The sequence below is a fragment of the Echinicola pacifica DSM 19836 genome, assembly GCF_000373245.1.
GTDB classification, from domain to species: domain Bacteria; phylum Bacteroidota; class Bacteroidia; order Cytophagales; family Cyclobacteriaceae; genus Echinicola; species Echinicola pacifica.
In genome coordinates, this window is record NZ_KB890759.1 from 66884 (window position 1) to 92887 (window position 26004).

The window sequence follows — 26004 nt, forward strand, 5'->3', positions numbered from 1 at the left end:
AGTAAAGATGCCTATATGTGATAAGGGAGTCTTTTTGAGTAAGGAAGCTTGGTTGTAATCTCTTTGCGGTGCAAAGAAAATTTATCCTTGACAATATTAGTCAATATTCGAATGAAGAGAGAGTCCTCATCAGCTGATTTCAAGTGGGAGAATATATAGGATCTCTTGTGGTTCCTCACCACCAAGGGGAAAAAAGCAAAGTCTATAACAAATAGGATTTAAATACATTTCTGAATTTAATAGAAGATCAATCCCTTGACCAGGTAATTTGATCAAGGGATTGAAAAATTATTTTCTAACTATCTTTCGAATGCGCTGATTGCCCAAATCGGTAATATAAATCACACCGTCCAAAATAGCGATATCGGTGGGGCTATTGAATTGGGAAGTAATACTGATACCATCTAAGAAGCCTTTGACACTACCGCCGATGGTAAGGACCTCATCCTGACTAATCATCCTGATTTTGTGGTTTGAAAGATCAGCGATCACTATCTCTCCCTCTTCCCCTACAGCTATCCCGTAAGGATTATTGAATTGGGCATCCTGAATAGAGCCATCACGTGACCCCTGGGTTCCTGCGCCGGCAAGGGTACTTACCTGGGAGGAGGAGAGGTCAATCTTACGGATAAGATGATTGAGGCGATCAGCCACTATTATATTTTCCTCCTTATCTATGGCTAAGCCAGAGGGATACCTGAATTGCGACTCTGAGAGGCTGCCATTCTGATAGCCTTGCGCACCATTCCCAGAAAGGGTACTTACTGTGCCATCCACCTCAATCTTTCGAATGCTATGATTTCGATTATCTGCCACATAAAGAATCCCCTGAGAATCCACTGCAATGTCCAGGGGTTGATCAAACTGAGCGGTATTCCCAGGACCATCCTGATAGCCCGCTTCCCCTGTCCCGGCGATGGTGCTGACATTCCCCTGACGGTCAATCTTACGGATGGAATGATTATCCCTATCCGCTATATATATATTTCCCTGATCATCCACACACGATTTCCATGGAAAATTCAATAAAGCCGTGGCTATCGGTCCGTCCTTATAGCCCTTATTCCCTGATCCAAGGAGAGTTGAAACATTTCCATCAAAATCTAGCTGGCGAATAGCATTATTACTCCTATCAGTGATAATCAAATAACCATCTGGATGAATGCTTACCCCTTCGGGGCTACTGAAATACGCATTATTGCCAAGGCCGTCTTCAAAGCCAACATCACTATTGCCAGCCAGGGTGCTCACCACGAAATCCTGAGTAGCCAGTAAATAAGTGAATTCCAAATCAGCTCCTTTACTCCTATCACCATCTACTTCTACTGATACTTCCAAAATCCCTTCCCCCTCAGGCACTAATACCTGCAGTTGATTTTGTTGAGCCTCCAACACGATGGCTTGTTGCTCTCCAAAGAACACTCGATTCTCCTCCCTCGAAGAATTAAAATCTCTCCCCATGATGGTAATTACATCATTGGCGCTACCCTCGAAGGGGCTCATTGCATAGACAAAGCTTCCGGTCATGTCCACAGGGGAATTCTCCTCTTCAGAGCAGGCCAGAAATGAAAATTGGATCACTGCAATTAGTATGAACTTTAAATATCTCATCTTAAATATCTTTTTATAGCAAAAAAATTAATTTTCATCCACCATCACAGCCCATCCATTACCCACTGGCCTGGGGCTTCCGTCTGAGGGTCTATTGCGAATATGAAATACATCAGCAAGACTATGTTGGGTCACGAAGGTGGAGCTACCACCACCATCTAGATTGGTAGCATCCTTGACCTCCAGCGCCATAAAAAACGAGGCCATTTCTGGTAAGGTTAGGCCATTGGAATAATCAAATTGGCGACCATCAACTACCATAAAATAGACTATTTGATTATCAGTAATCCCCACCGCAGTCCTTGGATGGATATCCTCCTGATTAGAAATAGGCGCCAATGCATAATCCCTTACTAAAAGGTCTCCCGCTCCCAAACCATCGTAAATCTGATCCTTATATTCTTCTAGATCATCTGAATGAGCAATTAACAGTTTACCATTTTTATCGACACCAAAGAAGGATCTTCCCGCCAAGGGCACTTCTTTTATGGCCTCCCCATGGAGATATACGATTCCTCTAGGTTCGCCTGTGCTCATATTAAAGAAGTCCGCATTCACTCCAGCGACCACCTTCTTTCCAGGAATTTCCAACCAGTTCATCATTTCAGGAATAGTCTGCATTCCAAAACCTGAGGAACCATATGGGGTCAAAGGATTAAGGCTTACCCCCTCTTCCTTAAGGTCCACTTTAAACAAAAACATTCTCATCGTCAGACCTTTCATAGACAGGTAATGAATATCGGTTTCCTCAACCCCCGGAGCTACCATGAAGGTGGTATCCCAAAACACATCATTAATCAAGTCTGTGCTGTCCATGAGTCGCTGGGTAATAGGCGACAGATCATTCTCTATAATTGTAGGTGAGGCATCTTCATTTTTGCAGCTTGCAGCAGTCAGCAATAAGGCTGATATGAAGGCAATCGTATAATAATAATTATTATATTTTTTCATAATTTTGTTTTGACTTTGGGTTAATAGCCTGGGTTTTGAACCAGATTCTTATTAAGTAATAGTTCTGTTTCCGGGATAGGCATCAAGGTTTCGCGATCCTGGATACCGATTTGGTCAATGGCCTTATCAGTACGCACTAAGTCCATCCATCGAAATCCCTCTCCAAAAAGCTCTCGCCTGCGCTCTTCCAGCAGGAGATCCAGAAATTGATCTTCATTACCAGCAGAAACAGGTTCCAAGCCACGAGCGGCCCGGAGTTCGTTTAGCCTGGGAAGACCAGCTAACCCTTGACCCTCAGCACTAATCAGGTATAGTTCAGCTAATCGACTGACGTTTAATTGATCGGTTCCTGTCTGTCCACTTGGATATTTATTGACCACATCCAGGCCCTCATAAGTATCCACAGAGATGGGACCTCGTACATCCTCAGGACTAAACATTTGCATTGCCCAAGGGTTGGGTTTAAATACATAAGAGCCACTTTGGGGATGTGCATAGGTATAAAAAAGAGTCGAAAGGTTAATATTGGACTCCATGGTAAGATTGACGAATGCAAATATTATTTCACTATTCCCCTCTCTTCTAAAAATCTTTTCAAAGCTGTCTAGCTGGAAATAGGGCGCTGCAATCAGCTCCTCTGCTAGAGTAGCCGCTTCCATCTTTTTACCTTGTAGCAATTTTACCCTAGCCAAAAGAGCTTTGGCGGCATCAGAAGACACACTATTAAAATCCCCTCCAAGGTCTCCGCTAAACTCTGGAGCCAGGTCTATGGCTATCTGCAGGTCTTCCTCAATGAAGGCATACACTTCTTCCACCGTATTACGCGGCATACGCTCCAGGGAATTTTCCTTCAAGATCGGAACCCCTCCAAATTTGGTTACCAGGCTAGTATAAATAAAGGCCCTAAAATAATGAGATACCCCCCTATTTTTATTCATTTCGGAGTTATTTGGAAGTGTCAGAAGGCTGGTCAGCAAGGTATTCACCTGATACAAAGCCTCATAATACCCCTTCCACGAGCTGTTTACATAGCTGTGCTCTGGACGCATGATATTACTGATAAAGGCATTGGTTCCTCCCCCATTGGTGGAGCTGGCCGAGTTCATATCTCCTCCAAGTAGATCTGCCAAAATATAGGATTCCCTTCCAGGGTCATTTTGTACCGATTGGTACACTCCGATAAGGAAGGACGAGGCGTCCTCCTCCGTAAGCTCAGCATCCGATGAGACTGCAGATCTAGGATAGAGGTCCAGCTGATTGCTACAAGAACTGGCGATAATAAGCGCCATAATCAGAATGATTGATATATTAAACTTCATAATTGTTTTCAGTTTAGCGTTAGAAGGTAGCATTCAGACCCACTCGTATGGTTCTAGGCTGTGGAAGATTCATATTATCATCCCCCATGAATCGCGCATCATAATTTTTGGAAACTTCAGGATCCACACCCGAATACTTGCTGAAGAGGTAAAGGTTTTCTCCCTGGACAAAAAATCTCAAATGGGACATCTGTAGTTTTGATAAGAAAGCCTTGGGCAAGGTATAACCTAGCGAAAGCGTCCGAAGCCTTACAAAAGAAGCATCTTCTAGGAATCTAGAGGAGTTATTGAGGTTATACCCACTTCCATGATAAGCCCTAGGCACCTCATTGCTAGTTCCGGGTCCAGTCCATCGATCCAAAGCCACCTCTTCACGGAAGCCTTGTGCACCTATTCCTAGCCGATCAGTGGTAATCCGCCAAGTGGCATAAATTTCGGAGCCCTGAGAATACGTAAGAAAAGCACTCAGATCAAAATTCTTATACTTAAAGGTATTTGACCAACCACCGTAATAATCGGGATTTGAAGTACCAATAATCTGACGATCATCTACATTGATAATACCATCATTATTTACATCCTCATAGTGAACATCACCTGCTCTGACTCCCTGGTCAAATAGTAGCTGTGGCACCTCCTCATCAGACTGAAAGATCCCTAGCATCTTATACATATAGAAACTTCCCACTTCCTCCCCCACTTGGAGGGTCCTATTGGCCCCTATCAGTAATGGCTCGTCCCCTAATAAAGAGGTAAGTTCATTATCAATAAATGAAATATTGAAATCCGATTGCCATTCCAGTTCTCCGAACCTATGCTGATAAGCGATCATCAATTCCAATCCTCGATTTTGCATCGAGCCTATATTGCTAGTCACACTGCTGAATCCGGAAGTAGCATGAATAGGCATATTATAAAGTAGATTTTCTGTATTCTTAATAAAGTAATCAGCTGTCAGATGCAGTTTTCCCGCAAACATCCCTAAATCCACACCTATGTCAAATTGCTTTGCTGTCTCCCAGGTAAGCTCTGGATTGCCAAAGGTGGATATCGACAGACCACTATTCCCATCATAATTTGCCCCACCGCTCATCAATGCTTGGTATGCATAACTGCCAATCCCATCCTGATTTCCTGTGGCACCATAACTTGCGCGAAACTTCAAATCCGTCCTACTCAGGCTCCAAAAAGGTTCATCGGAAATATTCCAGCCAGCGGAGATCGAAGGAAAAGACCCGTAGCGTTTTTCCGGGGAGAATTTAGACGAGCCATCCGCACGGATGGATAGTGAGAGCATATACTTATCTGCATAGCTAAGATTTGCTCGACTATAATAAGACTCCAGGGAATTTTGACCAAAGCCTGAGGAGGCCGAAGCAATCTCACTGGCCACAGAAAGTACATCAAAGGAGGGAGAAGGGAAACCACGGCCATCTATAGAATTAACACTGGTGGTTACCTTCTGGAATGAGTGCCCGGCCAGGGCGTTGATCGTTAATTTGCCAAAAGTATGATCGAAATACAATGTATTTTCTATCAGCCCATTAGTCATCATCCTTCGCTCATCCAATAGCCGGCCTTGCCCTGCACCATAAGGGTGCTTATCGGTATAATACAAGTAATCCTCGGTATAAATGGCATCCATTCCAAAGGTGTTTTTCAGATGAAATGAAGGGCTGAAACGAATATCTGCATGAACATTCCCCAGCATTCTATAATTATCCAGTTTAGTATTTTGTTCATTGAGAATCTGCACATTATTATGATACAGCAATTCCTCTGTGCCTCCCACATAATACTCCCCATTAGGTTTGAATGGGCGATCAAAGGGTCGCTGCCCCATACTTCGAAGCATAATTGCAGAGCCATAATTGCCATTTGGGATTCTATTATTTCTCGAAAAACTTAAATTAGTATTAGTGCCTACCTCCAGCCAGGATGTCGCCTGATGGGTAATATTTACCTTGGTATTATACTTTTTATACTCATTGGACTCCATGACCCCTTGCTGATTAAGGTATCCGCCAGATAGGTACAATTTGGTTTTCTTGGTTCCACTACTGAAAGACATATTGACATTGGACACCAGGGCATTGCGGGTGACTATGTCCAGCCAGTCTGTCTCTGGATATCCAGGATAGGGATTTTCCTGATAATTGACGAAGTTTCCATCGCCAGGCTGATACCCATTCTGTTCGTTATAGTTAAATCTAGCCTCATTTAGGACCTCCAGATAAAGGTCCGAATCAGCCATTTTGAGCTTATTGACATTTGGTAAATATTGTACCCCTATATTGGATTGGATATTGAAGCTAGACTTCCCTTCCTTGCCAGATTTGGTGGTGATTATCACCACTCCATTCGTGGCACGTGATCCATAAATAGCCGCTGAGGCTGCATCCTTAAGTACTTCTATGGACTCTATATCATTAGGGTTAAGCTCTGCCAAGGGATTCATCCCTTCGCCAAGGTCAAATAATGCAGCATTATGATTCACCAATGGAATGCCATCTACCACATATAGTGGTTCATTTTGTCCACTTAATGATCCTATTCCTCTTATGCTTACTCGGATATCACTGCCTGGAGTACCTCCTCCCGCGCCAACATATACTCCAGCCATACGCCCCTGAATCAACTGATCCGGCCCTTGTACTTGTCTGAAATTCTCTTCAGTGGGTTTGAAGTCGGCTATAGCACTCGATACCTGCTTTCTCTCCTGCTGTCCATAGCCTATCACCACTATCTCAGAAAGTGAATTGTCACTCGGGTTGAGTATAATCACTACTTCAGACTTACTTCCTAGCGCTATTTCCTGCGAATCATATCCAATATAACTGACGACCAGCACGGCATCATCTGGGAGCATGCTAAGGGTGAATTTTCCGTCAATATCGGTAACAGTACCCTTGGACCCGCCTTTTAGCCTTACCGTGGCCCCGGGTAAGAGCTCTCCATTCTGGCTTTTTACGGTACCAGAGATCGCTATTTCTTCCCTTTCAGCGCTGGGCTTTGCCTTGATCACTACATACTGATCTACCAATTGATAGGTAAAAGGCTGCTGAGCAAATACCATGGGAAGGGCTTCTTCCAGACTTACTTTGCTGAGGTTTATATGGACAGGTTTTGCCTGCCGGATCATCTCATCAGAATAAACAAAGCTAATATCCGTCTGATCCTCAATCGCTGCGAAGACCTCAGTGAGTTGTTGCCCATTGATTTTCAAGGTGAGATCCTGGGAATGTACCTTAGCTGTCACCTGAAAGCAGAATGCCAAACTAAGTATAAGGGTCCATTTCATAACCAAAAGATAATTGGGTGGAGCAAAGGAAAGCCTCAGCCCCCCTTGTCCCAAGTAGGTAAATTTCATAACTTTACGTTTAGAAGTTGATCGATAATATTTGTTTTAACTAGAGTGAATGGCATTGATCAGCCAAGCCAGTGGTTTTCCGAGGACCACTGGTTTAATTTTTTATTTCATTTCTGTTACATATAGCATCCCATTTTTAAATTGAAAATCAAGTTCTCCAGAGAGTTCCAGCATCTCCAAAACCTTAGATAGTGGAGTGTCCATGCTTATCGTTCCACTAAAATGCCGCAATGGAAGCTCATTATCGTGCACCACTTTGATGGAATACCATCTTTCCAGCTGACGCAAAATTTCGTCTAACCTTGTGCTTTTAAATCTATAATACCCTTCTTTCCAGCCCATTATCTCTGAAGTAGAAACTGGGCTGATTGCTAATGCCTCATTGGAAATTGCTTGCTGACCGGGTTTAAGTACCTTATCATGAGCACCATAGCGTATTTGCACCTTCCCTTCCAATAATGTGGTTTTGGTCGCAGGTTCATTAGTATAAGCATTTACATTAAAGTGAGTGCCGAGGACCTGGATTTGAGTTCCATTGGCTTCCACTAGGAAAGGCCTTTGGGCATCCGGAGCGACTTCAAAATAAGCCTCTCCTTCCAGGTAAACCTGCCGTGAATCAACTCCGAAAGCCGATTGGAAACTTAAGGAAGAAGCACTGTTGAGCCATACTTTAGAGCCGTCTGGCAGCTCCACGGTGTACCTGCCGCCCTGTGGCACTATTATTCTATTAGTTTTCTCTGAAGCCATAGCGAACAGCCGGTCCAATTTAAAAATGACCTGATTATTGCTCTTTTCGATATGCATGCCAGGAGATATCTCCTGCCTGCCTTCTGCAATAGTTTCCAAGGGGATATTTTGGCCATCAGCAAGCACCAAAATTGCCTTGTTTGATCCCGGATCAGCATCCACAAGGGCATTTTGGCCGATAAGACCATCGCTCGACCAGGACTCAAATGAAGCCTTATAAATGGTCCAGCCTAAAAGCATCACTGCAAATACTGCGGCTACTGAGGCGATTCTCTTCCACTGGTTAATGCTATGGCTTGGATTTTCCCTTTTACTATTTAGCCTGGCTTCCAAGCGAGCAAACGCCTCATCGGTGTCTATTTTTTCCAGTTCACGGAGTTCCTGATTGAGGAAATCCTCTGAAATTAGCTGATCATAAAAGCTGCGATTTGAAGGATCTTCCGTCAGCCATCCCTCAAGAAGGGATTGCTCCTCCATACTGAGAGATCCCCGAATACTTTTGGAGATTAATTGAGCATAAAAATCATATGAATCCTTATTGTCCATTCCAGTGTCTTTACTCTCTATACACTGGATATAGGTTTTCGGGTGAAAGAAAAATTGGCTTTCTTAAAAAATATTAATAATTAACATTGCGTTAACCCTCCTTAACAATTCATTAATACGGCTATCAGGTAAAATGCATCAGGATTCAGCTTCAATCGTAATAACTTAAGGCCTCTTTGCTTTTGGGTTTTTACCGTATTTATCGATATTCCCAACTGATCAGCAACTTCCTGATTACTTTTTCCATCCAGATAAGACAAGGAGGCAATGGTTCGGCATCCCTCCGGCAGGCTTTCTAGTGCCTCATATAAGGTGGCCATGACCTCAGTTCTGATCATATGGTGAATAATGGACTGCTCCTCAGAGGACCTGTCGGGAAGGTGAAAGGTCTTTTCTGCATTACTGGCCAGATCCCGCATTGCATTTAAGGATTTATTCTTTACCGCCCGATATAAATAATTTCGCATATGGTCTTCCCCTTTCTTCAAAAGTTCACTATGCTCTGCCATATGAATAAATACATCTTGCACCAAATCCTCCGCTAACTCCTGATCACCTTGTAGTTGGACAGAAAAATAAACTAACTTTTTATGATAGGCATAAAATAATTGCTCTATTGACAGTTGGGTTTCTGAGTGAGAGTTATACCTAATAAAGCGAGATTTGCCTGTATCCATATTCTTTTATTGACCTAGATTAATTCCTAGACAGGAGACTACCATCCTTGCGAGTCCTTCCCCATTCGGATGCCTTAAAATTAGTCAAAGCAAGTCCCTACTAATTTGCAATTGAGGTTATCAATTTATTAAATCATCTGGAAAGTTTGTAATAGTACTGGCATTTTTAAATTTGTTTCCAACGAAAAAAACCAGACAAGGGTAAATATCACCTGTCTGGTTTTGAATTGGAAACCTCTTATTATTAGCCAATTAATATCGATCGGTTGATCCTTTCGGTCCACTGCTGGGCTAAACTCCATTCGTTACTTAGCTTGGGCTGCTTCTTCATATCATACACCTCGATGGTGTGCTGCCTGGTCTCGTCCAAATAATGCAATTCAATCATGATCTTGCGCAGTGGGCCTTCTATGGATTCCTCATCCGCCCCTCCATTATATACCTTAATAGCCCTGCATACGCGTATTTCCTCCAGATCTATAAGGTCAAACTTTGCTTTTCCCTTGTCCTCATTGAGCAGGGCTATTATATTATTTTTAGGGTCCAGACCTATACTGGACTTACCTCGCCATGACTCCACCGCAGATAATAAAAACCCCTGCTCTGTGGTCCATTTTATCAATTTATTTCTTAACCTATTGCCTTTTACCATTTTGGATATCACCTGATACCCAAGCGCTAAAACCACTAGCGCCAATAGTATATTTATTATATATAACATGCTTATTACCTTTCTTTTGAAGAATAAAGAGGATGATGACCTGAGGGTCAATTTTAATATAGCCCGTGACACTAATTCTAAAGAAATCTTGAATTGGTTCTCTAGAAAAAACAATTGATCCACCTAAAGAGGTAGGCATGGGTCACTGGACAGATGTAATATTATTTGGCCGTTTACCAAAAATAATGGAATGGATAAGCTATATGAACTCCCGTAAAAATAAAAACACTTAAAACACTGGAAACAAATGACTTAAAGACACTTGATTGAAGTGAAACAAATGACTTTAAAATCTCAAAAGAGGGTAAAGAATATAAAAATCGATTCCCTGAATTGTTATCATTATTTCCTTCATTAATCAGGCTATGGCTAATGCTAAGGGTATTGCCGGTGCTGAGATGAAAGGTATCAGGATATTGGTGAAAATTATCCTTCACCTCCATTCGCTGATCACTTCCAGGCCCATTGGTATCCAATATATTCCCACCTGGATGACTGAATGGTATCAGCACCCAAAGCAGGATATACAGATTTAAAAATAATATGGACTTAGTTTTATTCATTATCATTAGGCAATATTGCTTCCCTAGCCAGTCATCATAGCTTCCATTTCTGCAAAATACAATAGTCCACTACCAAGATTAAGGATTTTAGCATCAGCTATGGGGGTTTCCTAAATAGGAAACTCCAAGTCATAAAGTTAAGTTAAAGACTTGTATTATAAAAGGATAACTAATCCTCTATGCTTTTAAAGGGCATATTCCTCTAACCGATTTTTACCAAAATTAGTTTTCTAAACAATAAATTATCCGCAGGCCCAATCCACCATATCATGAAGGAGGTCGATCTGCCCGTTTCCACCGCCCATATTCATCCCACCCATTTCCTCTTCAAATTCTATATAAAACGGGCTAAACTCAGGGTATCCCTGGTAAGGGTTGGCAGTCCCTCCTATATGATTTGATCCAAAATATTGATTCAGCTGAAATTTCTTACCTTCTTCCGAAAATATTGGAATATAATGATTCGGATCATCTATATCCTCAAATTCCTCCATACTCCTCCCGACATTTACATCGCCTTTCCTAATGGACATTCTTATATAGTGAGGATCATCATAATCCGAAAAACAATTGGTTCCTATCTCATCTTTATTCATTTCCTCAATCGAGAAACCAGGGTATAAACTGGAAGCATGGGACGGGAAATCGCTGAGAGGAGCTTGAAATTCCTCCTTAGTTAACCATATTAAAGCCCAACTTTGCCCCAAAATATCCTTCATTCTTCGCTCCATTGGGTGGGGATTTTGAATATAAGCAAGCAGCCCCTGCCAAAAAGGAGAATTCTCCTGCTCAGGACTGAGCGTGGGATTAGCAAATACCTGCTCCACTCCATGGTACTTTTTCCTATACTGCTGATACGGCTCGTCCGAACCAAAAAACACCGATACAGCTATAAATTCTTCCCCTTTGACTCTATATTCCCTCGGGACTTTGACGGTAAAGCGATGTGGAAGTGGGTAACCGTAATAAGTGCTTCTTGGCCATTGCTGGTGGGAAATTCCCGCTGGCATGCCAGCCGTCCAGCCCTCCTGATGATCCATATCACTAATCTCAATCTCAAAGGCCTCCGTAGGCAATCTGGGTTCATTCTTATTCATAATTGTCTGTTTATATTCTGATGGTTTTTACTCATTTGGATGCATTAAACCTTACCTCTTTGCATCTAGGCCCCTGATTATCCATTTCTCTAATCTCTAAATGCTCCCACTGGTTAATAAAGCAGGGGGAAATTAAAAATAGACTTTTCGCCTCAAAATATTAGAGTCTCAGTTCGCCGCCGGCCTGCATGGTAGAAAAGTTAATGTATCGGCCACCTTATCGATACAGGTGATGAAGATAACTTTTTCAAATATAAAAGCCATTAAATTCGAAAAATCTTTATTTACACCTTTTTATAAGCCCTGGCTGGAAACAAGGCCTAATTCACTGGTAATCAAACGGTCACATCTAAACCCCAGTTCACGTATAGGATGTACAAGCGGTATTCAAGATAAACCTAGTAAAATGAATCTACGGATACCCATTTTTCCTGATCAACGGTAACCGAACATTTACATCTATTTTGTAAATTTATACCATCATTACTGGAGAAATACGCTATTTCTATTTCATCAGCCGTCAAATTTTGAGTCCAATTACACTGTTCACTTTAATCTTTCCCAATGAAAAATTACGCTGTCCGCATCTTATTACTATTTATAATTGGAGTTACTGCTCTCACCTCATTTCAGTCCAAGGAGCCATGGACCGCCAAGCAGATGATGTCACCTTATGATTTGAAGGAGAAAATCAATTCTACTAAGGCCGAAAAGCTCCCTTTAATCTTGAGTGTAGGCCCTGAAGCAGTTATTAAGGGTTCTGTAGATATCGGAGCAGGACAGGATCCAGCCAATATCAAACAGCTCAAAGAGACGGTCAAAAGTCTACCAAAAGACACAGAAATCATCATTTATTGTGGATGCTGCCCCCTGCATAAGTGTCCAAATGTTCGACCAGCCTTTACCTTATTGAATGATATGGGCTTTACGAATCCTAAGCTATTGGCGATTTTGGATAATATAAAAATCGATTGGATCAATAAGGGCTATCCTATTCAGGCGCCGGTAAGCACTGCCAAATAACTTTTTTCATATTAAATAGCCTTTATGGTCCTGACTGCCGAAAACATTCTGCTCATCACCTCTCTTTTATTGTTCGCCGGTGTACTGGCGAGTAAAACCTCTGGTAAAACGGGGATTCCGACCCTCTTGCTCTTCCTAGGTGTGGGCATGCTGGCAGGTTCTGAAGGACTGGGAGGAATAGCCTTTGATGATCCTTCATTGACGCAGTTTTTGGGTATTATTGCTTTGACCTTCATCCTCTTTTCGGGTGGTCTGGATACCAAATGGCCAAGTGTAAAACCGGTATTAGGACAGGGCATTGCTTTATCCACCTTAGGAGTATTGCTTACCAGTTTTTCCTTAGGAGGATTTGTATATTGGATTTCAGATTTGACTTTGCTGGAGAGCTTATTACTTGGCTCCATCGTTTCATCTACCGATGCAGCAGCTGTTTTCTCAATTTTGAGGAGCAAGAGTATTGGCTTAAAGGGCAATTTGCGTCCTTTATTGGAGCTGGAGTCCGGCAGTAATGACCCTATGGCCTACTTCCTTACCATTGCCTTCACCAGCATGATTACTATTGGCGATTTTTCCTTTGGCAAGATCATCCCCATATTCTTCCTTCAGATGCTTGTAGGAGCGGGTTTGGGTTGGTTAATCGGCCGAGGCATCGTATTATTAGTAAATCGCATCAAGCTGGATGCTGAGGGACTTTATCCCGTATTGATGATTGCGATGATCATGCTGACCTATAGCCTTACTGACCTGCTATATGGCAATGGCTTCCTGGCGGTATATATCTGCGCACTTACGGTGGGTAATGCCAAGCTGGTACATAAGCGAAGTATCATGAAGTTTTTTGATGGGCTGGCCTGGCTCATGCAGGTGGTCATGTTCATCACCTTGGGATTATTGGTATTCCCTAGCCAGATGTTCCCTGTGCTCAGCTTGTCTCTGGCAGCAGCAGTATTTTTGATTGTGGTGGCGAGACCATTAGGGATTTTCCTTACCCTTTGGCCTTTCAACTATAACCTACGCGAAAAGACCTTCTTATCCTGGGTGGGTTTGCGAGGTGCAGTGCCAATTGTATTTGCCACCTTCCCCATGATTCACGGGGTGGAGAGCTCCAGCATGATCTTCCATGTGGTGTTCTTTATCGTCCTCACCTCTGTTGCCTTACAGGCAACGACATTACCTCTGGCCGCCAGGTGGTTGAAATTATCCCTACCTGAGGAGTTAAAGAAGAAGTCACTATTGGATCTGGAAATGGCTGAGGAAGGGGGCAGTAACCTGGTCGAGATCACCTTGGCTCCAAACACACCAATGGAGGGAAAGAAACTAATGGACATCGCCTTTCCCACCACCTTTAGAGTGGTCCTGATTAGTCGGGACGGTAAATTCGTAACTCCTAATGGCCAAACTGAATTGCAAGGCCGTGATACCCTGATGATAATGACTGACTCCCCTGATCAGGACCGTGAAATAAAGGAACTGCTAATGGAAGTCTAGCGGGCGAATCTAAATTTCATATATTTTATCTTTTCCCCTTTGGCACTAAACATCGCCTCATAGCGGGTTTTGATGCCATGATGGTCATCCTTATACTCCGAGGTATAGAAATCCTTGGTATAAACTAAGTCCCTGATGTCTTCTCGGCTTTGTAATAATTCCAAGGTATAATCGAACAATCCCGTATTATCAGTTTTGAAATGCACCCATCCCTCCGCCTGCACTAAGGGCTTATAAAGTTCTAAAAATCTCGGAGAGGTCAATCGTTTCTTTTCATCGCCATCTCTCGGTCGTGGGTCAGGAAAAGTTATCCACAATTCATTGATTTCCTCTGCCCCAAAATAGCGATCTAAATGCTCTATTTGAGTTCGCAAAAAGGCAACGTTTTCGAGTCCTTCGGCAATCGCGACCGTGCTACCCTTCCAAATACGGGCACCTTTGATATCCACGCCTACGAAATTATTCTCAGGATGTACCCGAGCTAGGCCCACGGTAAATTCCCCGCGACCACATGCGAGCTCCACCACCAAAGGCTTTTCATTCTGAAATTGGACTGCTTTCCACTGTCCTTTTATTTGTTCAAAAATGGCTTTTCCTTCCTGAACTACATTCCTATTTTCATCATTAGCCTTGAACCTGGCCAGCTTATTTCTTCCCATTTTACAGATTTTCGATTTCAGCGACCACAAAGGTACTGCCTCCGACAAAAATTAATTCATTTTTCTTCGCTTTTTTACTCACTTCCTCAATTGCCTGGTTTACATCCGCAATGATTTCGCCCTCCAATCCAGCCTCTTTGGCCCTTTCTAATAATTCTTCTGCCGCCAAAGCCCTAGGGATATTGGCTTGACAAAAATAATAGCTAGCCTCCTTAGGAAATAAGCTGAGCACTGACCCAATATCCTTATCATTGACCATACCTAGTATAAAATGATACTTATCGGCTTTGTAGCCTTTCAGCTGATTCAACACTATCCTCAGTCCATCCGCATTGTGCGCCGTATCACAGAGGATCAATGGCGATGCGCTAAGCTGCTGAAACCTGCCCTTGAGACCAGTTGATTTCCCTGCCTTGCGGAGAGCTGACTGGATGATAGGAATGCTTATTTTCAGCCCCTGCTCTTGCAATACTTCCACCGTCATCATCAAGCCACCAAGATTATACTGCTGATAATCTCCCAGAAGATCCAATGAAACCTCCATCATCTCACCTCTTTTATCCACAAGATAGTCATTAAGCAAAGTATCCTTATTTAATCCCTTCTTCGTGATTTCGAAATAAGTGTCTGCAAAGAAAATAGGCGCATTTCTCTCCTGAGCGATTCTGATAAATACCTCAATGGTTTCGGCTTGTGCCTGACTTATGATGACTGGGATATCTTGTTTGATAATTCCACCTTTTTCTGCGGCGATTAAGGGCAGGGTATCACCTAAAAATTGCGTATGGTCAAGACCAATATTAGTGATCAGGCAGGCCTCCGGCCGAAGGACATTAGTACTATCCAGGCGTCCTCCCATCCCCACTTCCACCACTGCATAATCCACCTTCTCCTCGGCAAAATGCTGGAAAGCTAAGCCGACAGACATCTCAAAGAAGCTTGGCTTAAGTTCATCAAGGAAGGCACGATTTGTTGCAACAAAATCCACCACTTTCTGTTCGGGGATTTCCTGTCCGTTTATTTTTATTCTTTCTGTGAAAGATTTAAGGTGTGGGGAGGTGTAGAGCCCCACCTTATAGCCCGCTTCCTGCAAAATGGCGGCAAGCATATGAGAGCTGCTCCCCTTTCCATTGGTGCCAGCGATATGGATAGACTTAAACTTATGCTGAGGTTGGTCGAGATGATCACAGAGCTTTATGGTGTTGCTGAGATCCTTTTTGAATGCAGCAGCACCTATGCGTTGGAACATCGGCAATGCGTTGAACAAGTAGTCCAACGTTTCCTGATAATTCATTGCTGATTAATCTACTTTGATGATAAATGTAATTTTTCCCTCCGAATAATCGGCAGTAGGATTACCACTTTGGCGCTTAAAAATCAATTTGTTGACCACCCCACGGTAGTAAGCCAATACCTCATTGGTTACATTATATTCGAGTGGAATAGCCTGGGCAATCTTGCCGTTATCATCGACAATGATCTTAAAAACGATCCTACCGGATCTATTGGAAACTCGATCCTGGATATTAGGCTTGCTAGCAAAATCCCATCCTGCCAGGTCGAGGTTATATCCCGCTCCGTTGCCAGCATTTCCCTGGCCCGACTGATACAGGGAGCGACCATCTACAGTGCCTTCAGGATTCCCTTGGTCCCCCTGTTGATTGGTGGACCCTTGATTACTGCCTGCTGACTGCTGATTACTAGTGCCACTCGTCCCACCCGCACCAAAAATAGCACGTTTGTCAATCGTAGGCTTTTCTTCTACTTTCTTCTCTGCTTGCTTTGTTTCTTCCTTGGCCGGTTGGCTTACTGGCTTAGCCTCCTTTATAGGTTGCTCCGTTTCTTTCACGTCCTCAGTGGTTTTTTCAGCGGCCTTAATGGGGCTTTTCACATTAGATTGGGCCTCATATTGAGGTTTAGCTTTAGTGGGCTGAGGCTGAGATACAGGCTTGCTCTCGGGCTGGGCCACAGGCTGCACGGCCTCAGTGACCTGCTCGGCGGGACTTCCTGGCGCAGGAGCCTGCTCAGAAACCGTCTCGCTTTCGGAAGGTGGCGCCTCAGTTTGTCGATTACCACTTCCTGCATCGGTAAATCCAAGGTTCAGCTCCAGACCGAATTCGGACATGGGTGGAACCTGTGGTCGCCATACAACGATAAAATAAATAGCGATCAGCAATAGAATATTTACCAAAACGGTGACCGCCGTGGCTTTCTTCTTACTGTCCCAATTAAATTTGTTTATCGCCTCTACCTGCATAATAGATTAATTATAGGGTTTGGTCGCAATGGAAACATTTGCTTCCAATTTGGCCGCGATTCCACCAATTTCTACCAAATATTCTACAGGGACATCCTTGTCTATATGCAAGACCACTTGTCCCTTCTTACCTTCTAATAACGTGGTAAGCTCATTTTTAATTTCGTCTCTCCCCACAATTCTGTCATTCACAGAATAACGCAGGTCCTTGGTCACCGTCACAGTGACCTCTTGCATCACAATATCCGAAGCTTCACTGCTCGGGAGATTTACTGGAAGTCCTGAAGGGGTAATGAAGGAAGAGGTAAGCATAAAGAAGATCAATAACAGAAAAATAATATCGGTCATTGAAGACATGCTGAATGAAGCATCTACCTTATGTTTGGATTGAAGTGCCATAGTTTTAGTTCATTTAGAGGAAGCAATAGCTGAGGTAATTCCTCAGCTTACTTTTTGTCCTGCAATAAATCCATAAACTCTATGGAAGTATATTCCATATTATGGATCAATTTTGAAACTTTTGCCACCAAATAATTATAACCAAGATAAGCCACAATACCCACTACCAAGCCTGTGGCGGTGGTGATCATGGCTTCATAGATCCCAGTAGATAGTAATTTTGGGGAAACCATTCCCTCTTCCTGCGCCACGCCGATAAAAGCCCGGATCATCCCGGCTACGGTACCTAAAAACCCGATCATTGGAGCTGCTCCGGATACTGTTGCTAGCAGATTGAGGTTTTTCTCCAGCTTATAGATTTCTATTTTCCCCACATTTTCTATAGCCACTTCAATATTTTTCAGTGGGCTACCGATACGCTCCAAGCCTTTGGAAATCATATTGGCCACAGGAGTATTTTCTTCCTGGCAAATCATCTTTGCCCCGCCAATATCTCCTGTCTGAACCCTCATTTTCACTTGGTCCATCATGTCCTTAGGAGTTTGAGCGGCTTTCTTCAGGGTAATCACCCGCTCCACAAAAATGTAAACCGCGAGGATAAACAAAAGATAGAGCGGAATCATCATGACACCGCCTTTGATCAATAAATCAAAAAGCCCTATGCTTTCTGTGGTACTTTCCATCGTGGACAGGGTGTCTGTCACGGCTTGTTGGTTAGTAGATAACGTTTGTAGTATGATCATATTAAAATTTAAAAACCCATAAAGTTTCTTTGAAGTTCTTCTGCTCCTCTTCTATCCTGGCGGTGGCGTCTATCACATTATCAAAATCAGCAATCGCCAGTTTATAGAAATTAGATCCATATCCTGGCATCACGAGATAAGTAGAATAACCTTTGCGATTCAATTTTCTAGAAAAATCACGTGCCAAATCCCCATCTATAAAGGCTCCTACTGTCACCAGGTACCTAGGATTATCTGACTTACTCGTAATCTCTTCTAAGCTAGGACTGCTATTTCCATTGGCCGCCTCTACAGGCTCTTCTACTACGACGGGAGCTGGCTCTTCTTCTATATTATCTGCCACCTTGGGCTGCACTACCGCAGTAGGCATCTCCTCAGCAGGTTTATTATAATGGTTTGTCCAGTAATAAATAGTAAATCCTACCAGTCCTAACAAAAGTAATACCAGTATTATCCATCCTGATCGGCTGGAAGACTTTTCTTTTTCCTGGGGATCCTTAGGTACTTCGGGAGGCGCTGGAGGCACTGTTGTTGCGGTGCTGTGGGGGTTTACAGGACTTTCTTTAGAAAACTGGCTGGCCGCAGCCGCCCCTGCTAATGCCGCAGCGGCAACGGCTGATTCTTTGGCTCCACCCTGCTCCTCTTTTTTAGGTTCCTCCTCTTTATCAGCATTTTCTAGCTGAGCTTCTGAGGACTTTTCGGTACCAGTGATGGGCACGGGAATAGGTTCAGGACGCTTCTCCTCCTTATCTAAAGGGGTAATTTCGATTTCTGGCAGACCAAAATCCTTGTCTTGATCCTTCATTTTTTTCGATTTCTTATCCTGATCCTTTTTCGCCATTAGTATTCTCCTTGGTGGTTTAAATTGCTAAACTAAGATAAAAGAGCCAATTACTCAACTTGCAACAAGGGATTAATTCCTCTATTTTACTTCAAGGTATTGCAACTAAAATTTAAAGCCTGCACCAATTATCCCTTGAATACCACGGGATTGATAGTTCCAATACCGTTCATTCTTCTGATTTAATAAATTATTTCCTTGGGCAAAAACCGAGAATCGATCGGTAATTTTATAGTCTGCCTTGACATTTAAATCAATAATAGGCTTCAGAGTATCCTCCGTTCCTGACTGCAGATTTTTAGCATATATCCCTCCCATCATATCCAGTCCGCCAGTAATTAGCCATTGCTCGGAAGGGGTGAAAATATTCTGAATGCTAAGCACCCACTCCGGTCGCTGCCAGGGACTAGAAGCCTTCCCGGCCTCAGTCGTTTCGTCCAAGCTATAATGGTAATAATTGGCCTCAGCCACTAATCCATATACCTTGCTGAAATTATAGCCTAAATTCCCTGTATAATTAAGCACAGAACCATTATTATAGAGAATTTCAAATTTCGCACTGTCGGCGACACTATTGGCATAGAAAGCCATATTATCATAATCGCCATAGCCTATGCCTAGCTGATAGGTAAATGCATCAGTGACACTCCCCTTAATTCCAGCTTCTACTTTTAGCTTTTCTACTGTATTCAGTAGTTGAGTGCTCGGACCTAAGTAGGGGTTTTCCTGCGCAAATTGATAATAGGTATTTCTCTGAACTCCACCCGTCACCTGACCATATAGCGCAAATTCCTCTTGAATATAATAACTCGCATTCAATTCCGGAAACACATGAAAATCAGAGGGCTTATCCACATATTCATCATTCTCTATCACCATATTTACCGCTGCCCTTACTGATAGTCCCTGGTCCTGATACAGTGCATAAGGTCTCACCTGAAGGTAATTTCTATTGACATCACGATAGGTCTGATCCGATGGGGAGGTAAAATAAGTATTGAAATCCAATCCTGCATTCATCGCATCCATGATCTTATAGCTCCCGGTACTTTCAAGTCTTACCTCATGCTCACGAGCCAAATAATCATCATCAAATAATCGCAAGCCCAATTTAGCTTGGTAATTTATCGCCTCATTCTTATCGATATTTCTGATTCCCCCCTCTATATCTATGGTATTGAATAACTGCTGGATCTGCTCTGGAGCGACCTCCGTGCCTGGAGTATAACCATAGAAATGATAGCGATCTCTTTGATATCCTAGCAAGCCAAAAACCTCGAAATATTCGGTGAAATAATTGGCATGCAGCTGTACTTGGGTATGATCTTCAGCGGAATTTGCCCCATCAACAGGCCCTTCATAGAAGCCCTGATGACGGATCTTTACCCCGTAATTCAGGTAGTCGCTTTCCTTATTATTAATGTAAATCTCTGCTAATGGCGACTGATAATTCCCAAAACCTAGCTTGGCATATCCGTGATATAAGTCAGGGATGGTACTATCAAACTTCTTTTGGTATGGACTCAATTCCGAAAGGCTTGGAGGCAGCTGGAAGAAGAAGTCCCTCGCAGCATAGCTAAACTGCTTATTCCCCTGATTTTGGGGCAATGCAGGGACAGGCTCAAAATTTCTGTTTCGCTTCGGTAAGGTCAATACTCTATCCTTACGGATAATAAATTCGGCATCGGTCACCTCTCCACGTTCTTTGCCTTGCTGGTCCTGTGCGGTGGCCACGGTGATCGGTAGTAACATCGACAAGCCTATGATTCTTAATATCTTATTCATGATCAGTTCATTCAAAAATTAAAGATGAAACCTCCAATTATAACCCTTTTAACTCCGCCTTAGCCTCTTCCAAAACCTGCTGATTTTCGGAGTTTTCGATAATGGACTCCAAGGTCGCCTTCGCTTGGAAATTCTCATTCAGGGCCTTATAATTTTTGGCCAACAACACAAAACACTTTCCATACCAAAGCGAATACACTCCGTATTTTTCAGAAAATGTAAAGATCGTTTCATTGGATTGCTTATAATTTCCGGCACTGTGGAAGGATTGCGCAAGCATAAATAAGGCTTCGGCGCCTTGTACAGAACTGCTTTCATTAAGCAATGCCATAAGCTCATCCTGTGCATCGGCAGTTTTTCCGGTCTGCAATAAGGACTTCGCCTTGATCAGCTGAGCACTGGCAGTGGCATCCGGTGTGATATCCCCTAAAGCGATCACCTTATCGGCATAGTAAGAAGCTGAATCATGCTTCTTAGTTTCATAATATGCCGTCATCAGACCTCGATTAGCCTCATACTGCTCGATCTTATCTCTCGCCAGCTTGGTGCTGCTGATAAAATAAGGTATGGCCTTTTGGTAGTTTTTATTCTCAAACTCGATCTCTGCAATTCGCTGAATGGCCTTGGACCGATGAGTCGATGCTCCTCTGCCTTCCAGCGTATAAAATTGCTGAAGGGCTTTGTCCTTCTGACCCATTCTATAATAGGCATCCGCAGTAAAGTACTGTGCTTCGGACTCCTGAGCGGAATTTGGATAGCTTCTTCTAAACTCCTCAAACGCCTTTATGGACTCACCATATGATTTATTGAAAAACAGGTTTTTGGCTGTTTCAAATTCTATACTTTGAAGACTTTGATTACCTGGGTTAGAGCGCTTATAGTCCGATAGGTATTTACTGAATTCGGCAGTTCTTCCTTGAAGCGACAGCGTCTCTTGCAAGCCAACTAAGGCCGCATCGGCATTAGTCGCGTTGGGATAGCTGTCTAGGATTTTCTTATAATCAGCGATGGTCTCATTATAATCCTTGAGGGAATAGCTGGCCACTGCCCTACCTTCCAAGGCAAAGGGCACAAAAGCACTGTTTGGACTCTGGCTAATGAGCTCCGAAAACCCTTTTCTGGCATCGGCATAATTGGACACTTCCATATTGATCTGGGCCTTCTGGAATACAATATCGTCTCTAAATCGACTGTTAGGATACTTACTTAGGGCTCTATCCAGCTCTGCTATGGCCTCTTTATTTCTATTCTGGAAATTGAGCACCACGCCTGCCATATAATGTGCATAATCGCCATCCGGATTCCTTTCATTGATCGCCTGCCTGAAAGTGGAAAGCGCTTCATCAAATTTCTTCTGTATATAATAAGAATCGCCTAGCCTAAGGATCGCATCATCATAATAAGAAGTGAGGTTATTCACCTTCTTTATCTTCTCATTATATTGAAGAAACTGCTGCTGCGCCTTGCTGTATTGCTGAGTATTAAAATAGGCATAGCCCAAGCCGTAATGAGAGCGAATCAATGCCGGATCCAATGAGGTCAAACGCATTGACGTCACCTGCTCATAGGCCTTGATCGCCGCAGGCATATTTTCCTGAGCAGCATAAGCCTCCCCTTTCCTGAAAAAAGCCTCATGGACGATAGTTTTGTCTACGGGGTAAAGGATCGATTTATCAAAATAAGTGATGGCCTCAGCATAACGCTTATTTCTGAAATAAGTAAGCCCCTGATAATAGGTCACCTTTTGGTAGGCCGCCCGTATGGCTGGAGACTTATTGGACATTCCTTCGATATGTTCTACTGCACGGAGGTAATTATTGGTATTGATCAGCGCATCGCTCATCATGGTCTCTACCTCGCCAATATTATTTCCAGAGGGAAATTTTGCTAAGTATTGGTCCATGGCGTTGATGGCCTCTTGATAGCTTCCACGCTCAAGACTTAGCTTGGCAAAATTATATAAAGCTTCTTCCTGGATATTAGCATCCACATCGCTCTTATAGGCAGCGCTAAAACTCGTGATGGCGTATTCCGGATTATTAAGTTTGAGGTAACTATGCCCCAAATAATAACTAGACACCTGACCTAAGCGATCATCCTGGAGCGCTACTTGTTTGAAGTAGTTTGCTGCCAACTGATATTGCCCTACTTCAAACTGCGCCACCCCTGCCTTATACATCTGCTCTCTACTCATCTTGGTGGATCCTCCTTTGGAGAAAGCATCATAATAAGTGGCTGCATTGGTAAAGTCTCTGCGCTCAAAATAGGCTTCTGCTAATAAGAGGTAAATATCTGACTTGCGGTCAAGCTTCTGTCGGGATTGGGTGATGCTGGTGCCATAATCGATCAGCTCATCATAGCGCTGCTGACGATAATAGAGCTCAGAAAGCATATAGGGTACCTTATCCTGATATTCAGGATAGCGATCTGCTTGTTTCAGGTCAGCGATGGCTTGGTCATATTTCTGCTGCTGCAGGGACACATAGCCACTATAATAATAACCATCCCCCGTATAGCTCGTCTGCATCTTCTTCACTGGGTCAAAGTAGCGAGCCGCATTGGTATAATCTTTTAGTTGGAAATAAGAATATCCAGTACGGAAATACACTTTGGAGCGCTGCTCCAAATCAATAACATCCACATTCACGAGGCTGTATTTCTCTATCGCTTCCTTATAATGGCGCTTTTCAAAAAGGTAATCGCCTAAGATAAATGCCGCTTCATTGGCCCGTGGATCTTCGGGATAATGGTTAATAATCCCTTCTACCAGGGAAGGCCCATCGGGGTTTTCGAGGTATAATGCGGATACAGCATAATAAAAATCTGCGTCGATGGTTCTTCTGGGGCTTAACTTCTCCCCTTTTACAATTTCAAATGCTTGCTTAGAAGCACTGTACTGATGCTTATCAAAGAGCTCAAAAGCATCATCAAATTGTTTATCAACTCCGGTTTGGTATAGTCCTGATTGTCCATAAGACTGGTAAAAAAAACCAGTAGTGGCCATCAGTAAGAATAGTTTTCTCATGGTCAAGCTTGGCAACTTAATGCAACAGTTTAAATATCAATTCTTTAAGGATTTCCCCTTCATTCATGCCGCTGGCATCGATACCCTTAGAACGCAGGTCGGCCTCTTGCAAGTATGCGATGTTATCAATAACCTTGCCTAAAGGATAATTTTTGGCAGCAATCATATACTCTTTCATAAAGTACGGATTCACTTTGAGCGCACCGGCCAATTCCCTTTCGTTGGTTCCTTTATTGGCATGCACCATAAGCAACCTCGAAAAGTGCAGATACAATAGCGCCACGATGGGAATCAGGGGATTAGACTTAGGGTTTTGGCTGAAGTGGCTTATGATTTTATTGGCCTTCAGAATATCCCTATAGCTCAATGCCTTGGTCAACTCAAAATTGTTATAGTCTTTATTGATCCCAATAAACTGCTGAATATGATTAGCGTTTATCTGTACCGGCTCGCTAAAATTGATAAGCATTTTATCAATCTCATTGGTCAGTACTTCCAGGTTGTTTCCTATGGACTCTGCAATGATCTGGCAGGCTTTGGGCTCTATCGTGAATGATTTACTCTTCACATATCCATCGATCCATGGGGCCAACTTATATTCAGGTACCTTATCAGACTTGACGAGAATCGCTTTTTTATCCAGATCCTTAGCCAAGGCTTTCCGCCCATCCAGCACCTTATACTTATGAGCAAAAACCAAAATGGTACTGGGCAGTGGATTTGCCAGATAATTGACCAAAAGGCTATCACCAGCTTCCTTACCTAAGTCTGGCAGGTTCTGCGCCTCCTTTACGATCACCACCTGCCGCTCGGCCATCATCGGAAACCGCCTGGCATTGGTGAGCACCACATTCATGGAGGCATCTTTGCCATACATTATGATCTGATTGAAGCCTTTCTCGTGCTCAGCAATCGCGTTATTCTCTATATAATTTGTGATTTGATCAATAAAATAAGGCTCCTCTCCCTGCAAAAAATAAACGGGAGCATATTTCCCGCTTTTCAATTCTTTAAGTATCGCTTCTGGTTGATTTGGCATAGTTTACTTTTTATACTCAAATATAGAAATTATTACCTAGCCAGAAATAGAATTGAATATGGAAAAACTAAAAATTTCTCGCTCCTCCATAGGACTAGCTTTTCCAGCATCAGGTGATCAGAATATAGGCCAATTCAAAAGATCCTAAGCCCTACTTCCCTTTTACCTGATAGCTAGTCAAATATACTAGTTTATATCGGTAATAACCTTTTCGCAGAAGAATGAATGTGCAGTCTATCGCTCAGGTGAATATAAACTCAGGATAATAAAACTAATTGAAGCAATAGCCTGTTAACATTATAGTTGTTATTTTTAACATGTCAATCAAAAAGAAAGGTCAACCGTGAGCGATATTAATAAAGGATTAGAACTATACAAGGAAGGTAAATTTGAAGAAGCATTGGCGGTGTTTAACCAGCTGATGGAGCAGGACAGTGCTCCCGCATTGCGGATTCATCGGGCCAGGATATTATCCCGGCTCGGGAAATTGGAGGAAGCCCTCGCTGACTTCGATGTGCTGGTGCAGTTGGAGGCTTATAATGCCAACTATATCAGTGATCGTGCGGTGGTACTTCACTTACTTAAGAGAAATGATGAGGCGCTTTCCGAGCTAGATCGAGCCCTTAATCTTGACCCTGCAAACCCTTACCGCTACTCCAGCAGGGCCTTCCTAAAGGATCGAATGGGAGATCTGGAAGGTGCAATTGCCGACTATGACACTGCCATCGAAATGGATCCTGAAGATGCCGTCTCTTATAATAATAAAGGCTTGGTCGAAGAAAAACTGGGTTATAAAGAGCGCTCTCAGCAGAGCTTCGAGAAAGCAGATAAGCTGGTAGGCTATGAGCCTAAAAAAGCAGAAAATACTGACCCAGCCATTTCTGGCGCCCCAAAGGAAAAGTCGACAAGCACCCCTTCGCAGCTGCTAAATCAGGAGGCTAATCTGTCTAATAAGGTGTCCTTTGGAGGATATTGGAATATGTTTGGGAAAATAATTAATGATAAAAACACCCGCTCGGAGTTTTTCGATTTTATTCAATCGAAATTCGGTAAACAAAAGTAAACCTGTCCATTGGACTCATAAAAAGGGGAGTTTGACTTTGCGTCAAGCTCCCCTTTTTAATTTTATTCAATAAAGAATGA

The 26004-nt window shown here is 42.9% G+C and carries 21 protein-coding genes; 4 read left to right on the top strand and 17 right to left on the bottom strand.

Annotated features, from left to right (window positions below):
* Positions 1 to 288: 288 nt before the first annotated feature.
* From B050_RS0120695 to B050_RS0120725, 7 genes are all read right to left on the bottom strand, one after another.
* Positions 289 to 1611, bottom strand: coding sequence for an IPT/TIG domain-containing protein (locus B050_RS0120695; RefSeq protein ID WP_018475874.1), 1323 nt, complete (start codon positions 1609 to 1611; stop codon positions 289 to 291).
* A gap of 27 nt (positions 1612 to 1638) precedes the next feature.
* The gene (locus tag B050_RS0120700; RefSeq protein WP_018475875.1) at positions 1639 to 2562 is read right to left on the bottom strand and encodes a phosphodiester glycosidase family protein; all 924 of its coding nucleotides are present in this window, start codon (positions 2560 to 2562) and stop codon (positions 1639 to 1641) included.
* A gap of 20 nt (positions 2563 to 2582) precedes the next feature.
* A complete protein-coding gene (locus tag B050_RS0120705) occupies positions 2583 to 3881 on the bottom strand; it encodes a RagB/SusD family nutrient uptake outer membrane protein (RefSeq protein ID WP_026236061.1) in 1299 nt (432 codons plus the stop codon).
* A 19-nt stretch (positions 3882 to 3900) separates the two neighbouring features.
* Positions 3901 to 7251: a TonB-dependent receptor gene (locus B050_RS0120710; protein ID WP_018475877.1), complete on the bottom strand. Its 3351-nt coding sequence runs from the start codon at positions 7249 to 7251 to the stop codon at positions 3901 to 3903.
* Between the two features lie 102 nt (positions 7252 to 7353).
* Positions 7354 to 8544, bottom strand: coding sequence for a FecR family protein (locus tag B050_RS22760; RefSeq protein WP_018475878.1), 1191 nt, complete (start codon positions 8542 to 8544; stop codon positions 7354 to 7356).
* Positions 8545 to 8645: 101 nt separating this feature from the next.
* Positions 8646 to 9221 carry an RNA polymerase sigma-70 factor gene (locus tag B050_RS0120720; RefSeq protein WP_018475879.1) on the bottom strand — a complete coding sequence of 192 codons (576 nt, stop codon included), beginning with the start codon at positions 9219 to 9221 and terminating at the stop codon, positions 8646 to 8648.
* Positions 9222 to 9465: 244 nt separating this feature from the next.
* A complete protein-coding gene (locus tag B050_RS0120725; RefSeq protein ID WP_018475880.1) occupies positions 9466 to 9942 on the bottom strand; it encodes a hypothetical protein in 477 nt (158 codons plus the stop codon).
* A gap of 365 nt (positions 9943 to 10307) precedes the next feature.
* On the opposite strand from B050_RS0120725, the gene B050_RS23525 reads away from it, so the two are divergent.
* Complete coding sequence (locus B050_RS23525; protein WP_157492934.1) at positions 10308 to 10478, top strand: hypothetical protein; 171 nt, start codon at positions 10308 to 10310, stop codon at positions 10476 to 10478.
* A 269-nt stretch (positions 10479 to 10747) separates the two neighbouring features.
* Here B050_RS23525 and B050_RS0120740 read toward each other — a convergent pair whose 3' ends face one another.
* Entirely contained in the window at positions 10748 to 11602 is an 855-nt protein-coding gene (locus B050_RS0120740) for a hypothetical protein (RefSeq protein WP_018475883.1), read from the bottom strand.
* Positions 11603 to 12166: 564 nt separating this feature from the next.
* On the opposite strand from B050_RS0120740, the gene B050_RS0120745 reads away from it, so the two are divergent.
* Both B050_RS0120745 and B050_RS0120750 read left to right on the top strand, forming a co-directional pair.
* Positions 12167 to 12625, top strand: a complete 459-nt coding sequence (locus tag B050_RS0120745) for a rhodanese-like domain-containing protein (protein ID WP_018475884.1) — start codon at positions 12167 to 12169, stop codon at positions 12623 to 12625.
* Between the two features lie 24 nt (positions 12626 to 12649).
* Positions 12650 to 14113 carry a potassium/proton antiporter gene (locus B050_RS0120750; protein ID WP_018475885.1) on the top strand — a complete coding sequence of 488 codons (1464 nt, stop codon included), beginning with the start codon at positions 12650 to 12652 and terminating at the stop codon, positions 14111 to 14113.
* Here B050_RS0120750 and trmB read toward each other — a convergent pair.
* The 9 genes from trmB to holA all read right to left on the bottom strand — a co-directional run bounded on the left by trmB (position 14110) and on the right by holA (position 24861).
* A complete protein-coding gene (gene trmB, locus B050_RS0120755; RefSeq protein ID WP_018475886.1) occupies positions 14110 to 14772 on the bottom strand; it encodes a tRNA (guanosine(46)-N7)-methyltransferase TrmB in 663 nt (220 codons plus the stop codon). The two genes, B050_RS0120750 and trmB, sit on opposite strands and share 4 nt — an antisense overlap.
* Before the next feature lies 1 nt (position 14773).
* Positions 14774 to 16066, bottom strand: a complete 1293-nt coding sequence (locus tag B050_RS0120760; protein WP_026236062.1) for a bifunctional folylpolyglutamate synthase/dihydrofolate synthase — start codon at positions 16064 to 16066, stop codon at positions 14774 to 14776.
* Between the two features lie 6 nt (positions 16067 to 16072).
* A complete protein-coding gene (locus B050_RS0120765; RefSeq protein ID WP_018475888.1) occupies positions 16073 to 17029 on the bottom strand; it encodes a hypothetical protein in 957 nt (318 codons plus the stop codon).
* 6 nt (positions 17030 to 17035) lie between these two features.
* Entirely contained in the window at positions 17036 to 17428 is a 393-nt protein-coding gene (locus B050_RS0120770) for an ExbD/TolR family protein (RefSeq protein WP_018475889.1), read from the bottom strand.
* A 47-nt stretch (positions 17429 to 17475) separates the two neighbouring features.
* Entirely contained in the window at positions 17476 to 18171 is a 696-nt protein-coding gene (locus B050_RS0120775; protein ID WP_026236063.1) for a MotA/TolQ/ExbB proton channel family protein, read from the bottom strand.
* A gap of 1 nt (position 18172) precedes the next feature.
* Entirely contained in the window at positions 18173 to 18976 is an 804-nt protein-coding gene (locus tag B050_RS0120780) for an SPOR domain-containing protein (RefSeq protein ID WP_157492935.1), read from the bottom strand.
* Positions 18977 to 19117: 141 nt separating this feature from the next.
* Positions 19118 to 20797 carry a TonB-dependent receptor gene (locus B050_RS0120785; RefSeq protein ID WP_026236064.1) on the bottom strand — a complete coding sequence of 560 codons (1680 nt, stop codon included), beginning with the start codon at positions 20795 to 20797 and terminating at the stop codon, positions 19118 to 19120.
* A 37-nt stretch (positions 20798 to 20834) separates the two neighbouring features.
* A complete protein-coding gene (locus tag B050_RS0120790; RefSeq protein ID WP_018475893.1) occupies positions 20835 to 23822 on the bottom strand; it encodes a tetratricopeptide repeat protein in 2988 nt (995 codons plus the stop codon).
* Between the two features lie 16 nt (positions 23823 to 23838).
* Complete coding sequence (gene holA / locus B050_RS0120795) at positions 23839 to 24861, bottom strand: DNA polymerase III subunit delta (protein WP_018475894.1); 1023 nt, start codon at positions 24859 to 24861, stop codon at positions 23839 to 23841.
* Positions 24862 to 25204: 343 nt separating this feature from the next.
* Between holA and B050_RS0120800 the strand changes: the two genes are divergently transcribed.
* A complete protein-coding gene (locus tag B050_RS0120800; protein WP_018475895.1) occupies positions 25205 to 25924 on the top strand; it encodes a tetratricopeptide repeat protein in 720 nt (239 codons plus the stop codon).
* The last annotated feature ends 80 nt before the right edge of the window (positions 25925 to 26004 follow it).

Coding starts and splice junctions, on each gene's coding strand:
- B050_RS0120750 (WP_018475885.1), top strand. CDS start 12,650: ATGGTCCTGACTGCCGAAAACATTCTGCTCATCACCTCTCTTTTATTG.
- B050_RS0120740 (WP_018475883.1), bottom strand. CDS start 11,602: ATGAATAAGAATGAACCCAGATTGCCTACGGAGGCCTTTGAGATTGAG.
- B050_RS0120700 (WP_018475875.1), bottom strand. CDS start 2,562: ATGAAAAAATATAATAATTATTATTATACGATTGCCTTCATATCAGCC.
- B050_RS0120725 (WP_018475880.1), bottom strand. CDS start 9,942: ATGTTATATATAATAAATATACTATTGGCGCTAGTGGTTTTAGCGCTT.
- B050_RS22760 (WP_018475878.1), bottom strand. CDS start 8,544: ATGGACAATAAGGATTCATATGATTTTTATGCTCAATTAATCTCCAAA.
- B050_RS0120760 (WP_026236062.1), bottom strand. CDS start 16,066: ATGAATTATCAGGAAACGTTGGACTACTTGTTCAACGCATTGCCGATG.
- B050_RS0120770 (WP_018475889.1), bottom strand. CDS start 17,428: ATGGCACTTCAATCCAAACATAAGGTAGATGCTTCATTCAGCATGTCT.
- B050_RS0120695 (WP_018475874.1), bottom strand. CDS start 1,611: ATGAGATATTTAAAGTTCATACTAATTGCAGTGATCCAATTTTCATTT.
- B050_RS0120775 (WP_026236063.1), bottom strand. CDS start 18,171: ATGATCATACTACAAACGTTATCTACTAACCAACAAGCCGTGACAGAC.
- B050_RS0120745 (WP_018475884.1), top strand. CDS start 12,167: ATGAAAAATTACGCTGTCCGCATCTTATTACTATTTATAATTGGAGTT.
- B050_RS0120765 (WP_018475888.1), bottom strand. CDS start 17,029: ATGCAGGTAGAGGCGATAAACAAATTTAATTGGGACAGTAAGAAGAAA.
- B050_RS0120720 (WP_018475879.1), bottom strand. CDS start 9,221: ATGGATACAGGCAAATCTCGCTTTATTAGGTATAACTCTCACTCAGAA.
- B050_RS0120785 (WP_026236064.1), bottom strand. CDS start 20,797: ATGAATAAGATATTAAGAATCATAGGCTTGTCGATGTTACTACCGATC.
- B050_RS0120790 (WP_018475893.1), bottom strand. CDS start 23,822: ATGAGAAAACTATTCTTACTGATGGCCACTACTGGTTTTTTTTACCAG.
- B050_RS0120780 (WP_157492935.1), bottom strand. CDS start 18,976: ATGAAGGATCAAGACAAGGATTTTGGTCTGCCAGAAATCGAAATTACC.
- B050_RS23525 (WP_157492934.1), top strand. CDS start 10,308: ATGGCTAATGCTAAGGGTATTGCCGGTGCTGAGATGAAAGGTATCAGG.
- holA (WP_018475894.1), bottom strand. CDS start 24,861: ATGCCAAATCAACCAGAAGCGATACTTAAAGAATTGAAAAGCGGGAAA.
- trmB (WP_018475886.1), bottom strand. CDS start 14,772: ATGGGAAGAAATAAGCTGGCCAGGTTCAAGGCTAATGATGAAAATAGG.
- B050_RS0120710 (WP_018475877.1), bottom strand. CDS start 7,251: ATGAAATTTACCTACTTGGGACAAGGGGGGCTGAGGCTTTCCTTTGCT.
- B050_RS0120705 (WP_026236061.1), bottom strand. CDS start 3,881: ATGAAGTTTAATATATCAATCATTCTGATTATGGCGCTTATTATCGCC.